General features: G+C 58.6%; 13 protein-coding genes. 4 read left to right on the forward strand and 9 right to left on the reverse strand.

Annotated features, from left to right (window positions below):
* Window positions 1–89 precede the first annotated feature (89 nt).
* The 5 genes from carA to grpE all read right to left on the reverse strand — a co-directional run bounded on the left by carA (window position 90) and on the right by grpE (window position 6323).
* The gene (gene carA / locus P2T68_RS31580; protein WP_024077443.1) at window positions 90–1226 is read right to left on the reverse strand and encodes a glutamine-hydrolyzing carbamoyl-phosphate synthase small subunit; all 1137 of its coding nucleotides are present in this window, start codon (window positions 1224–1226) and stop codon (window positions 90–92) included.
* A 258-nt stretch (window positions 1227–1484) separates the two neighbouring features.
* A complete protein-coding gene (gene dapB, locus P2T68_RS31585; RefSeq protein ID WP_024077444.1) occupies window positions 1485–2291 on the reverse strand; it encodes a 4-hydroxy-tetrahydrodipicolinate reductase in 807 nt (268 codons plus the stop codon).
* Window positions 2292–2301: 10 nt separating this feature from the next.
* Window positions 2302–3426: a molecular chaperone DnaJ gene (gene dnaJ / locus P2T68_RS31590; protein WP_024077445.1), complete on the reverse strand. Its 1125-nt coding sequence runs from the start codon at window positions 3424–3426 to the stop codon at window positions 2302–2304.
* 317 nt (window positions 3427–3743) lie between these two features.
* Window positions 3744–5660: a molecular chaperone DnaK gene (gene dnaK / locus P2T68_RS31595; protein WP_024077446.1), complete on the reverse strand. Its 1917-nt coding sequence runs from the start codon at window positions 5658–5660 to the stop codon at window positions 3744–3746.
* Window positions 5661–5762: 102 nt separating this feature from the next.
* A complete protein-coding gene (gene grpE / locus P2T68_RS31600) occupies window positions 5763–6323 on the reverse strand; it encodes a nucleotide exchange factor GrpE (RefSeq protein WP_024077447.1) in 561 nt (186 codons plus the stop codon).
* Window positions 6324–6577: 254 nt separating this feature from the next.
* On the opposite strand from grpE, the gene recN reads away from it, so the two are divergent.
* Window positions 6578–8251, forward strand: a complete 1674-nt coding sequence (gene recN / locus P2T68_RS31605; protein ID WP_024077448.1) for a DNA repair protein RecN — start codon at window positions 6578–6580, stop codon at window positions 8249–8251.
* An 84-nt stretch (window positions 8252–8335) separates the two neighbouring features.
* Here recN and fur read toward each other — a convergent pair whose 3' ends face one another.
* On the reverse strand, window positions 8336–8740 hold the full coding sequence (gene fur, locus P2T68_RS31610; RefSeq protein ID WP_024077449.1) for a ferric iron uptake transcriptional regulator: 405 nt from the start codon (window positions 8738–8740) through the stop codon (window positions 8336–8338).
* 98 nt (window positions 8741–8838) lie between these two features.
* On the opposite strand from fur, the gene P2T68_RS31615 reads away from it, so the two are divergent.
* Entirely contained in the window at window positions 8839–9366 is a 528-nt protein-coding gene (locus P2T68_RS31615) for an outer membrane protein assembly factor BamE (protein ID WP_024077450.1), read from the forward strand.
* A 66-nt stretch (window positions 9367–9432) separates the two neighbouring features.
* Here P2T68_RS31615 and P2T68_RS31620 read toward each other — a convergent pair whose 3' ends face one another.
* A complete protein-coding gene (locus tag P2T68_RS31620) occupies window positions 9433–9735 on the reverse strand; it encodes an RnfH family protein (protein ID WP_024077451.1) in 303 nt (100 codons plus the stop codon).
* The gene (locus P2T68_RS31625; RefSeq protein WP_024077452.1) at window positions 9728–10162 is read right to left on the reverse strand and encodes a type II toxin-antitoxin system RatA family toxin; all 435 of its coding nucleotides are present in this window, start codon (window positions 10160–10162) and stop codon (window positions 9728–9730) included. The genes P2T68_RS31620 and P2T68_RS31625 overlap by 8 nt, the downstream gene beginning before the upstream one ends.
* A gap of 168 nt (window positions 10163–10330) precedes the next feature.
* Between P2T68_RS31625 and smpB the strand changes: the two genes are divergently transcribed.
* Complete coding sequence (gene smpB / locus P2T68_RS31630) at window positions 10331–10813, forward strand: SsrA-binding protein SmpB (RefSeq protein WP_024077453.1); 483 nt, start codon at window positions 10331–10333, stop codon at window positions 10811–10813.
* A gap of 36 nt (window positions 10814–10849) precedes the next feature.
* Here the strand turns inward: smpB and P2T68_RS31635 are convergent, their stop codons facing one another.
* Window positions 10850–11617: an FCD domain-containing protein gene (locus P2T68_RS31635; protein ID WP_024077454.1), complete on the reverse strand. Its 768-nt coding sequence runs from the start codon at window positions 11615–11617 to the stop codon at window positions 10850–10852.
* 259 nt (window positions 11618–11876) lie between these two features.
* Here P2T68_RS31635 and P2T68_RS31640 point away from each other — a divergent pair, with 259 nt between their 5' ends.
* Window positions 11877–13571 carry a lactate permease LctP family transporter gene (locus P2T68_RS31640; RefSeq protein ID WP_024077455.1) on the forward strand — a complete coding sequence of 565 codons (1695 nt, stop codon included), beginning with the start codon at window positions 11877–11879 and terminating at the stop codon, window positions 13569–13571.
* The last annotated feature ends 16 nt before the right edge of the window (window positions 13572–13587 follow it).

Raw genomic sequence — 13587 nt, forward strand, 5'->3', positions numbered from 1 at the left:
TCCGCAGGTCAGTCGGCAAGCCGTCTTGAACAATCCTTGAAGAGCCTGCGGGGGCCACCGACATTCGGGGCCGCCCGCAAGCCACTCAGTCAGCGTCGCTTGGCCATCTCATTGATGAAACGGTCGAACAGCGGTGCTACGTCGTTCGGGCCCGGGCTCGCTTCAGGGTGGCCCTGGAAGCTGAACGCACTCTTGTCGGTGCGCTCGATGCCTTGCAGGGAGCCGTCGAACAGCGACTTGTGAATCGCGCGGACATTACCCGGCAAAGTCGCTTCGTCCACCGCAAAACCGTGGTTCTGGCTGGTGATCATCACAACGCCAGTATCCAGGTCTTGTACGGGGTGGTTGGCGCCGTGATGGCCATGCCCCATTTTCAAGGTCTTGGCGCCAGAGGCCAGGGCCAGCAGTTGATGCCCCAGGCAGATACCGAACACCGGAATGTCGGTTTCCAGAACGTCCTTGATGGCCTTGATGGCATAGTCGCATGGCTCAGGGTCACCGGGGCCGTTGGACAGGAACACACCATCCGGTTGCAGGGCCAGCACGTCACTGGCCGGGGTTTGCGCCGGCACCACGGTCACGCGGCAACCACGCTCGACCAGCATGCGCAGGATGTTGTACTTGATGCCGTAGTCATAGGCGACCACGTGATACGACAGATCAGCCGCGTCGATGGTCGCGTGGCTGTCGGTCTTCAAGTCCCAGACAGTGGAGCGCCACTCGTACTGTTCCTTGGTGCTGACGACTTTCGCCAGGTCCATGCCCTTGAGGCCAGGGAAACCTTGCGCTGCGGCGATCGCTGCTTCTTCGGAAATATTGTCACCGGCCATGATGCAGCCGTTCTGCGAACCTTTTTCACGCAGGATGCGTGTCAGACGGCGCGTATCGATACCGGCGATCGCCACAACATTGTTGGCTTTCAGGTAATCGGATAGCGACATCGTATTACGCCAGTTGCTCGCAACCAGAGGCAGGTCACGAATCACCAGGCCCGCCGACCAGACACGATCAGACTCGACGTCTTCCGGTGTAGTACCGGTGTTGCCGATGTGCGGATAGGTCAGGGTCACGATCTGTTGGGCGTAGGAAGGATCGGTAAGGATTTCCTGATAGCCGGTCATGGCAGTGTTAAACACTACCTCTCCAACGGTTTGACCGTCGGCTCCAATGGCTTCGCCGCGAAAAATGCTGCCATCAGCAAGGGCGAGTATGGCTGGCTTAGTCAAGAAGACCTCCCGTAAATAAAGCCTGAAAGGGCGATCGCAGGTTGTAAAAAAGCGGAGTGACGTATGGACACGTCACCCCGCTTCTTCACTGAATTATTCTGCGCGCTTTTAGTGGACACACTAAAGCTGTAGCTTACAGAAAAAGGCTTTTTTGGTCCACCGCTAATGAGCCTTAAAGGCAGGAGAATGCGACAGGACGTCGCTTAGCGGGTAAAACGGGGCCTCAGGATAATCCTGAAGCCCCGTTTTAGCTATCGATTAGTGCAGATCCAGCACATCGCGCATGTCGTAAAGCCCCGGCTCGCGACCGTCCAACCAGAGCGCAGCACGTACCGCCCCCTTGGCAAACGTCATGCGACTGGACGCCTTATGCGTGATTTCAAGGCGCTCGCCTTCGGATGCGAACAACACCGTGTGATCGCCAACTACATCACCACCGCGAACGGTAGCGAAGCCGATGGTGTCACGCGCACGCTCGCCGGTATGACCTTCACGGCCGTATACCGCCACTTTCGACAGGTCGCGACCTAACGCATCGGCAATAGCCTCCCCCATACGCAACGCGGTGCCCGAGGGCGCATCGATCTTGTGCCGGTGATGGGTCTCGATGATTTCGATATCCGCCTCATCCCCCAGCACGCGAGCTGCGAGATCAAGCAGCTTGAGCGAAAGGTTCACACCCACACTGAAGTTAGCGGCAAACACGATCGGAATATCCTTGCCCGCCGCCACCAGCAACTGCTTCTGCTCCGCACTCAAGCCCGTCGTACCGATCACCATGGCCTTGCCTGCCTTGCGACAGAACGCCAGGTTCTTCAGCATCACGTCCGGCAGGGTGAAGTCGATCAGTACGTCGAACTCATCAGCCACCTGCTCCAGATTGCCGGACAACGACACACCAATGCGCCCCAACGAGGCCAATTCACCCGCATCCGCACCAATCAGCGTGCTGCCAGGGCGAACGATCGCCGCCGTCAACCCGGAGGCCGGCGATCGCTGCTGCACCGCCTCGACCAGCGTCTTGCCCATGCGCCCGGCAGCGCCCATTACGGCTATACGTCGCATACTCAACTCCTTACAGGTCGCCGAAGAAGCGCTTCACGCCATCGAAGAAGCCCGTGGTCTTCGGCGAATGGGAGTCATCACCTTCCAACGAACTGCGAAACTCTTCCAGCAACTCTCGCTGACGACGACCCAGGTTGACCGGAGTTTCCACCGCCACACGGCACATCAAGTCACCGGCACCACCACCACGCACCGGCGCAACGCCCTTGCCACGGATACGGAACTGCTTACCGGTCTGCGTCCCCTCAGGAATCTTGAGCTTGACCCGACCATCCAGCGTCGGAATCTCCAACTCACCGCCCAGGGCTGCATCGACAAAGCTGATCGGCACTTCGCAGAACAGGTGCTTGCCGTCGCGCTGGAAGATCGAGTGCTCGCGCACATTGATCACCACATACAGGTCGCCCGTCGGACCACCCTGCGTCCCCGCCTCGCCTTCGCCCGACAGACGAATGCGATCGCCGGTATCCACGCCTGCAGGCACCTTCACCGACAGCGTCTTGTACTCTTCGACGCGGCCTTCGCCGTGACAGGAGTCGCACGGATCGGAAATGATCTTGCCCTGCCCATGGCAACGCGGGCAGGTCTGCTGCACCGAGAAGAAGCCCTGCTGCATGCGCACCTGACCGATACCGCCACAGGTCGGGCAGGTGATCGGCGAGGAGCCTTTCTTAGCCCCCGAACCGTCGCACGGCTTGCAGTTGACCAGCGTCGGCACGCGGATATTGACGCTGGTGCCGCGCACGGCTTCTTCCAGGTTCAGCTCCAGGGTGTAGCGCAGGTCGCTGCCCCGCTGGGCACCACCCCGCTGGCCACCGCGGCCGCCGCCGAAGAAGTCACTGAACACATCGCCGAAAATATCGGAGAAGTTCTGACCGCCGAAGCCGGCTCCGCCGCCACCCATGCTTGGGTCGACGCCGGCGTGACCATACTGGTCGTAGGCCGCACGCTTGTTGGGATCACACAGGCATTCGTAGGCCTCGTTGGCCTCTTTGAACATTTCTTCGGATTCTTTGTTATCCGGATTACGGTCCGGGTGGTGCTTCATCGCCAGGCGACGGTAAGCCTTTTTCAGGTCCGCCTCGCTGGAGCCACGCTCCACACCCAATACTTCGTAATAGTCACGCTTTGCCATAAGTCTTTGCACTCTTAAGGACGTTCGGCCAGACCCTCCTGAGCCCTGCCAAACTCGTTGAGCCCCAATACAGGCCCGGACCCAACTCACGTCAATTCAACGATCCTGGTCATAACTGCTTTCAGCCAGGGACCCGGCCAAAAACGCGGTGACTGTCGCCCGGGAAGCAGGAGCATTCCCGATCACACCGCCAGCATCCGAACGTTGTCGCATGCTGTAAAAATTCGCATACCCCAGACACACCAACGCGGGAGCAAGCTCCCGCGCGGCGACATCCTACCAGTCACCGCTTGATAGCGGTCAACCGGCCAAGCAGATTACTTCTGCTCTTTGACTTCTTCGAACTCGGCATCGACAACGTCGTCGTGCTTGGCTTCAGGCTCTGCGTGTTGCGCAGCGCCTTCAGCTGGCTGGCCTTGCTCGGCGTACATTTTCTGGGCAACTGGCGCGGAAACTTTCGACAGTTCCTCAACCTTGGCTTCAATGGCAGCCTTGTCGTCACCTTTAACGGCGGCTTCCAGGGCAACCACGGCAGCTTCGATCGCAGCCTTCTCTTCGGCAGTTACTTTATCGCCAGCATCAGCGACCATTTTGCGTGTCGAGTGAACCAGGGCATCACCCTGGTTACGCGCAGCGGCCAGCTCTTCGAACTTGCGATCTTCTTCGGAGTTGGCTTCAGCATCGCGAATCATCTGCTGAATTTCTTCCTCGGACAGGCCGGAGTTGGCCTTGATCACGATCGATTGAGTCTTGCCGGTGGCCTTGTCCTTGGCGCCTACGTGCAGAATGCCGTTGGCGTCGATGTCGAAGGTCACTTCGATTTGTGGCACGCCACGTGGCGCTGGTGGAATCTCGGCCAGGTCGAACTTGCCCAGGGACTTGTTCTGCGCAGCCTGCTTACGCTCACCTTGCAACACATGGATGGTCACGGCGCCCTGGTTGTCATCGGCAGTCGAGAACACTTGCGATTTCTTGGTAGGAATCGTGGTGTTTTTCTCGATCAGCGCCGTCATCACGCCACCCATGGTTTCAATACCCAGGGTCAGCGGGCTCACGTCCAGCAGCAGCACGTCTTTCACGTCACCGGCCAATACCGCACCTTGGATCGCAGCACCCATGGCAACCGCTTCGTCCGGGTTCACGTCTTTACGTGCTTCCTTGCCGAAGAACTCGGTAACCAGCTTCTGAACCAGTGGCATACGGGTCTGACCGCCAACCAGGATCACGTCGTTGATCGCGCCAACGTCGATACCAGAGTCTTTCAGCGCGATACGGCAAGGCTCGATGGTGCGCTGAACCAGGTCTTCAACCAGCGCTTCCAGCTTGGCGCGCGAGATCTTCACGTTCAAGTGCTTAGGACCGGTAGCATCTGCAGTAATGTACGGCAGGTTAACGTCGGTCGACTGAGCGGAAGACAGCTCGATCTTGGCTTTCTCAGCGGCTTCTTTCAGGCGCTGCATGGCCAGCGGGTCACCCTTAAGGTTCATGCCGCTTTCTTTCTTGAATTCGTCAACGAGGTAGTCGATCAGACGAATGTCAAAGTCTTCACCACCGAGGAAGGTGTCACCATTGGTGGCCAACACTTCGAACTGGTGCTCGCCGTCAACTTCAGCGATCTCGATAACGGAAACGTCGAAGGTACCGCCACCCAGGTCATAAACGATGACGGTGTGATCGCCCTTGGCCTTATCCATGCCGTAAGCCAGTGCAGCGGCAGTGGGTTCGTTGATGATACGTTTAACGTCCAGGCCCGCGATGCGGCCGGCATCCTTGGTCGCCTGGCGCTGGCTGTCGTTGAAGTAGGCCGGAACGGTGATCACCGCTTCGGTCACCGCTTCACCGAGGTAGTCTTCGGCAGTTTTCTTCATCTTTTTCAAGATTTCAGCCGAGATTTGCGGCGGCGACATTTTCTGGCCGTTTACTTCAACCCAGGCGTCACCGTTATCGGCCTTGGCGATTTTGTAAGGGACCATCTTAATGTCTTTCTGTACGACTTCTTCTTCGAACTTACGACCGATCAGACGCTTCACCGCGTACAGGGTGTTATGCGGATTGGTCACAGCCTGACGTTTGGCCGACTGACCAACGAGGATTTCACCGTCGTTGGCGTAAGCAATGATCGACGGCGTGGTACGCGCGCCTTCGGCGTTTTCGATAACTTTTGCAACGCCGTTTTCCAGCACAGAGACGCAGGAGTTGGTGGTCCCCAGGTCGATACCGATAATTTTGCCCATGATTTACTCTCCCGAAACTTGAATTTGGATGCCGCAGCAGTGGTAGCTAACTGCGGTAGCACTTAATCGCTTGACTTATAGATGGGGGCCTTACGGCAAATTTCAAGCCTGCTCATCAATAGAAGGTGCAACAGGTGCTGGCGCCTTGCTCACCACCACCATTGCCGGGCGCAACAGGCGACCATTGAGCTGGTAACCCTTCTGGAACACTTTCAACACGCTGTTAGGCTCCAGGTCATGGCTTTCCTGCATGGCCATGGCTTGGTGATGCTCGGCGCTGAACGGCTCGCCGCCTTGTGGATCGATAGCTTCCAACTGATAACGCTTCAGGGTGTCCTGGAACATTTTCAGGGTCAGCTCAATCCCTTCGCGCATCGGACGGATGTTTTCGTCATCCGGGTTGGACAACTCCAGCCCACGCTCCAGGCTGTCGATGATCGGCAACAGATCACCGGCGAATTTTTCCAGCGCAAATTTATGAGCCTTCTCCACGTCCTGCTCGGCACGACGGCGGACGTTCTGCAGATCGGCGGCAACACGCAAAGACTGATCCTGCGCAGCGGCCAATTGCTCTTCGAGCACTTGTACACGGGTCGCCAGCTCATCACCGGCCGCCGGATTGGCGTCTGGAGTTTGCGTATCCTGCGTCTGTTCGTCAGCCATAGATTTCTCCTTTCAAAATCATGCGCGAACTCAACTCGCGCTTCTGTTCCCGTATATGGGGCCACAATTTCCAGGTTCAAGGGCGCAAGCCTTACCAAAAGTCTTTCAATTGCTCCAGATCAACTCCTGCACGCTCATTCCCCATCGCACTAAAAAAAACCCACATTCAAGCAAATCGAGCTAAGCGTCAGGATTGTCAGCCCAGAACAAAACACTGTATAAATAACCAGACCTAAAGCCTGGGAGCGGCCGTCATGCTCGTGCACCTGTCCGTACATAACTACGCCATCGTTGAACATCTGGATCTCGAACTGGATCGCGGGATGAGCGTAATCACAGGCGAAACCGGCGCCGGCAAGTCGATCATGCTCGACGCCCTGGGCCTGGCCCTCGGCGACCGTGCCGACAGCGGCGTAGTGCGCCCCGGTGCGGACAAGGCCGACATCCTGGCCACCTTCGACCTGGCGGACATCCCCGAGGCGGAAGCCTGGCTCGCCGAACGCGACCTTAATAATGAAGGCCCCTGCATTTTGCGCCGAGTCATCACGGCCGAAGGGCGCTCCCGCGGCTATATCAACGGCACCCCCTGCCCCCTTGGCGACCTGAAGGCCCTGGGTGAGCTGCTGATCGATATCCACAGCCAGCACGAACACCAATCCTTGCTGAAAACCGACACCCATCGCCGCCTGCTCGATGAATACGCCGGCGCCACAGACCTCGCCCGCCAGGTTCTCCTGGCCGCCCAACGCTGGCGCCAGACCCGCCTGGAACTGGAGCGACTCTCCAACTCCGGCGACGAACAACGCGCGCGCCATCAACTGCTCAGCTATCAGCTCGAAGAACTCGAAAGCCTGGGCCTTGGCGAAACCGAGCTGGAACAGCTCGAACAGGAACACAAGAACCTCACCAACGCCGAAACGCTACTGGCTATTTGCAGGCAAGTCGTAGAGCAATGCAGTGAAAGTGATTCGGGCAATGTACTCAACGCGCTGACGGCCAGCCTCAATCGGCTATCCAGCGTGAACAATGCGTCCGGCTCGCTGAACGAGGCCACCACCCTGCTGACCAGTGCGCAGATCCAGGTCGAGGAGGCCGTGGGCGAACTCAACCGCTTCCTTGATCACTTCGACGCAGACCCAGCACGCTTGCAGGAAATAGAAGAACGCCTGGACACCATCTACACCCTGGCGCGCAAACATAGAATCCAGCCTACCGAATTGGCGGCCATGCAGCAGAAACTGCTGGATGAAATCGAAACCCTGAACGCGAACGACGAATCCATTGAGCGGCTGGGCGACGAACTCGCCTCCTTCGCTCGCCATTACCAGGAGAAGGCTCGCGAATTGAGCGATCTTCGCCAGCAGGCAGCGACCAGCCTGGCCAGTGCTGTAGAGCAGGAAATCCAGCGCCTCGGCATGCCGGGTGGGCGCTTCAGCATTGAGCTGCACACCAATACCAGCGATGAACTGCAACCCCACGGCCTTGAGCAGGTGGAACTGTTGGTCAGCGCCAACCCTGGACAACCACTCAAAGCGTTGGCAAAAGTGGCCTCGGGGGGTGAGCTTTCGCGGATTAGCCTCGCGATCCAGGTGATTACGGCCCAGACTTCACGCGTCCCGACGCTGGTATTCGATGAGGTGGACGTCGGCATTGGCGGGCCGACCGCCGAAATCGTGGGTCAATTGCTCCGTCGCCTGGGGGATCGCGGCCAGGTGCTGACGGTGACCCACTTGCCGCAAGTGGCCGCCCAAGGGCATCAGCACTTGTTTGTGCATAAAGTGCGAGGCAACGATAAGACCCATACCGCTGTGTCCAAGCTGAACAAGTCAGAGCGAGTGGAAGAAGTGGCGCGCATGCTGGGCGGTATCGACTTGACCAAGGAGTCCTTGGCTCACGCGAAAAAAATGGTCGTGGCTGCGAAAGCCTAAGCCGAACATTTCCTTTCTTAAGACAGCACGAAGGCGACCCTAGGGTCGCCTTCATTCGTTTGCAGAACACGTCTGCGTCGAATTTTACTTTTTCTTACGGATGTACAGCACCAGATTGTGGTCCACCAAATCGAAACCATGCTCTTCGGCGATAGCCTTCTGGAGCTTCTCGATTTCCGGACTGGTGAACTCGATAACCTCATTGGTATCCAGGTCAACCATGTGGTCGTGATGACCACCGTCAGCCAATTCGAACACCGCATGACCGCCGTCGAAATTATGACGAACCACCAGCCCTGCGGCTTCAAACTGGGTCAGCACACGGTAAACCGTGGCCAGGCCAACGTCCTCATTAGACTCCATCAGCGCCTTGTAAACATCTTCGGCACTCATGTGGCGCTGCTCAGCAGAATCGAGCATTTGTAGAATCTTGACTCGTGGCAGAGTCACTTTAAGACCGGCTTTGCGTAGTTCGCTATTTTCAACCATGGTTAGCTTTCTCGCGGATGCTGCTTCGCAGCTTCTCTTAATACGGGTATGATCGGCGTTTACGTTGTCCCAGCCAAGATAGTGGAAGTCGCCCACCGATGCAAAACACCAAGCTCTTGCTAACCAGTTTCACCTTTGTGGGACTGCTCGCACTCGCCGGTTGTTCATTCCCCGGGGTTTACAAAATCGACATCCAGCAGGGCAATGTCGTCACGCAGGACATGATAGACCAGTTACGTCCGGGAATGACCCGACGGCAAGTACGGTTTATCATGGGTAATCCCCTGCTGACTGACACTTTCCATGCCGATCGCTGGGATTATCTCTACAGCATCCAGCCTGGTGGCGGTGAACGCCAGCAGGAGCGCGTCAGCGTCATCTTCAATGGCAATGACCAGCTCGTCAGCCTGTCCGGTGACTTCATGCCCGGTGTAAGCCGTGATGAAGCCTTGCTGGGCAAAGACAACGGCACCAACGTGACTGCGCCTGCGCAGGAAAGCGAGAAGCCGAAGTCCGAGGTACCGGCCAAGCCTGGCTCCTTGCTCGACAAGATCCAGAAGGACGTCGACGGCGTGCAAACTGTTCCAGTCCCGACGCCACAGCCTCTGGATACCAGCCCGCAGTAAGTTTGCGGCGCTCAACAAAAAGCCCGGCGTGCCGGGCTTTTTGTTGCCTATCAGTAATCGGCAAGCCTACGCCCCCTGCTTCCTGGCCAGCGCTGCCTTGGCCGCACGCAGCCGGCGCACCTCTTTAGGGTCGGCCAGCAAGGGGCGGTAAATCTCGATACGGTCACCCGGCTGAACGGCGCGCGCATCGGCGTCCGCCACGACCTTACCGAATATACCCAATGGGCAACCAGCAAGGTCCAACCCAGGAAACTGCAATCCGATCCCCGACGCCTGGACCGCCGCTCGCAGACCAGTCCCCGCCGGCACCTTCACCGTCAGCAACACCTGGCGATCCACGGCGGCATGCACCACCTCAATCTCAACCATGCAGTTGCTTGGCCCGCTCACAGAACGCGTCCACCAGAGTATTGGCCGCCTGATTGAACAGAGGCCCCAGCGTTGCCCGCACAATGGGGCCAGCGTAATCAAACGACAGATCAAGGCTGATCTTGCAGGCTTTCTCGGTCAGGGCCTTGAATACCCATACACCATGTAATTGGGTGAAGGGCCCCTCCTGCAGGTTCATCTCGATGGATTTTCCCGGAACCAACACATTACGCGTAACAAAGTGCTGACTGAGCCCCCCCTTGGCCACGCCAACACTGGCAACCATGTGCTCGTCACTGCTCTCCTTCACCTCAGCGGTCGAGCACCAGGGCAGGAATTCCGGGTAACGCGCCACGTCGTTGACCAGGTCATAAAGCGCCTGAGCCGGATAAGGCAGCAGGGCCGAACGTTGAATATGCGTCGTCATGTGAGCGTTACTTCCACAGCTGAGCGGCAAACATCGCGAAAGAACAGCCCGATCCGCGAGAGAAAAAAACCAAAGAACTGCCGGCATTGTCCGGGATTCGTCCAACACGCTCAAGCACACAGGTTGACCGTAGCCGACACGCTCGCAACTCCCTATAATGCCGCCCCTATGGCTAAACAAAAGAAACACCCCACAGGGACCATCGCGCAAAATAAAAAGGCGCGACACGATTACTTCATCGAACATCGGTTCGAGGCTGGTCTGGTCCTGGCCGGCTGGGAAGTAAAAAGTCTGCGCGCCAGCAAGCTGCAACTGGTCGACAGTTATGTGCTGCTCAAGGATGGCGAGGCATGGCTGCTGGGCAGTCATATCACCCCGCTGACTACCGCGAGCACTCACGTGATTGCCGACCCGGTACGCACACGCAAGCTGCTGCTCAATGCCCGCGAACTCGACAAGCTGGCTGCCGCCGTACAGCAGAAAGGCTATGCCTGCGTCTGCCTGTCCTGGTACTGGAGCAAGCACCTGGTCAAGTGCGAGATCGCCCTGGGCAAGGGTAAGAAGGAATACGACAAGCGTGACACCGAGCGCGAACGCGATTCCAATCGTGAACTGCATCGCGCCGTGCGCAACAAGGGCAAGGAAGAATAATCCTTGTGACGCCGTAGCTTGGGTGCCTCACCCAAGCTACATGCCCTTGCGTCGCTCCGCCCGGGCCATACGCTGAACTTCCTGACGCACTTCCTCCAACACCTCCTGCACATACAGCAGGTGACGGGTTGAGACCTCGCGCGCCTGCTCGGCCCGCCCTTCGATAATCGCCAGGTACAGATCCCGGTGCTGACTGATCAGCATGTCGCGGGTTTCCGTGCGCTGCTGGTACATCCCGCCGATATTGGTGACCACGTTACGCTTGAGCAGATCGAACAAACCACGAATGGTGTGCAACAAGACAGCATTGTGGCTCGCCTCGGCAATGGCCAGATGGAACCTCGCATCAGCAGCCCCCTCCTCGGCCCGGCTCACTTTATCGTCGCGCGCATAACAATCCTGCAGCGCTTCAAAAGCAGCCGTCAGCCGCTCACGGTCGACCTCGGTAGCACGTAACGCCGCGTAGTAAGCGCAAGAGGCTTCAAGGGTCTGGCGAAACTCCAGCAGATCACGCTGAGCCTCGGGGTTGTTCTCCAGCAGATGCAGCAGCGGATCGCTGAACGTCGAGCCCAAGGACTCAGCCACATAATTGCCACCACCCTGGCGGCTGACCAACAACCCCTTGGCCGCCAGCTTCTGAATCGCCTCGCGCAGCGACGGGCGCGAAACCCCAAACTGCTCAGCCAAAGCGCGCTCGGCCGGCAACCGCTCGCCCGACTTGAGCGTGCCCTCAAGGATCATGCCCTCAAGCTGCTCGACAATATCGTCAGACAAACGGCGCTGACGCACCTGATCAAACCCCATAACTCACTCTCCACGATCCCGACCACTCGCCGGGGCCTCTATTCTGGCCTATCGCCGCACTTGCGGCACCTATCAGAGTGCTCTCGATTCATCCGATCAGAGCACCGGCACGCGCCCCTACGACCAAAGTTTCGCAGGCGGCAAATTGACACACCGCTATCCAGGCTTTTACTCTAGCCAACAGCGGCTGTAAATTGGTCTTACCAATTATCCACGCCGACTAAAGTGCCTGACCAACAACAATTAGGGGCCACCCCATATGCAAACCTGGCAACAGCTCTACAGCCCGCTCGGCAGCCTCGGCCTGTCCGCACTGGCAGCCGTCATTCCCATCGTATTCTTCTTCCTGGCCCTGGCCGTGTTCCGCCTCAAAGGCCACGTCGCCGGCAGCATTACCCTGGCGTTGTCGATCCTGGTGGCGATCTTTGCCTTCCAGATGCCGGTGGATATGGCCTTGGCCGCAGCTGGCTACGGCTTCGCCTACGGCCTGTGGCCCATCGCATGGATCATCGTGGCCGCGGTATTCCTCTACAAACTGACCGTCAAGAGCGGCCAGTTCGAGATCATCCGCAGCTCAGTGCTGTCGATCACCGACGACCAACGCCTGCAAGTCCTGCTGATTGGCTTCTGCTTCGGCGCGTTCCTCGAAGGTGCCGCCGGCTTCGGTGCGCCCGTGGCAATTACTGCCGCGCTGCTGGTCGGCCTGGGCTTCAACCCACTGTACGCCGCAGGCCTGTGCCTGATTGCCAACACCGCACCCGTAGCCTTCGGCGCACTCGGTATTCCGATTATCGTCGCCGGGCAAGTCACGGGCATCGATGCATTCAAGATCGGCGCCATGACCGGCCGCCAACTGCCGTTGCTGTCCCTGTTCGTGCCGTTCTGGCTGGTATTCATGATGGACGGCCTGCGCGGCGTGCGCGAAACCTGGCCCGCAGCGCTGGTTGCAGGCTTGAGCTTCGCCGTCACCCAGTATTTCACCTCCAACTTCATCGGGCCGGAACTGCCGGACATCACCTCGGCGCTCGCCAGCCTGGTGTCTCTGACCCTGTTCCTGAAGGTCTGGCAGCCCAAGCGTACTGCTGGCGCACAGATTGCCGGCGCTACCTCCAGCGCAGCGGTCACCGCCAGTGCCGGCGGCTTCGGTCTGCCGCGCAGCACAGTCGCCTCGCCGTTTAGCCTGGGCCAGATCTTCAAAGCCTGGTCGCCGTTCCTGATTCTGACCGTGCTGGTAACCATCTGGACCCTCAAGCCCTTCAAGGCGATGTTCGCCGCGGGCGGCTCGATGTACAGCTGGGTGTTCAACTTTGCGATCCCGCACCTGGACCAACTGGTCGTCAAGGTTGCGCCCATCGTGACCAACCCGACAGCCATCCCGGCGGTGTTCAAACTGGACCCGATTTCGGCGACCGGCACGGCGATTTTCTTCTCCGCGCTGATCTCGATGCTGGTACTCAAGATTGACATCAAGACTGGTCTTACCACTTTAAAAGAGACCTTCTACGAACTGCGCTGGCCTATCCTGTCCATCGGCATGGTTCTGGCCTTCGCCTTCGTCACCAACTACTCCGGCATGTCCTCGACCATGGCCCTGGTACTGGCGGGCACGGGTGCGGCCTTCCCCTTCTTCTCGCCATTCCTCGGCTGGCTGGGGGTTTTCCTGACGGGCTCCGACACCTCGTCCAACGCCCTGTTCAGCTCGTTGCAAGCCACCACCGCCCACCAGATCGGCGTCAACGACGTCTTGCTGGTAGCGGCAAACACCAGCGGCGGCGTAACCGGCAAGATGATTTCGCCACAATCGATCGCGGTTGCCTGCGCCGCCACTGGCCTGGTCGGCAAGGAATCCGACCTGTTCCGCTTCACCCTCAAGCACAGCCTGTTCTTCGCGACTATCGTCGGGCTGATCACCTTGGCCCAGGCCTACTGGTTCACCGGCATGCTGGTGCATTGAGACCACACGCAATAGG

The organism is Pseudomonas sp. G11 (assembly GCF_029457515.1).
GTDB classification, from domain to species: Bacteria; Pseudomonadota; Gammaproteobacteria; order Pseudomonadales; family Pseudomonadaceae; genus Aquipseudomonas; species Aquipseudomonas gorinensis.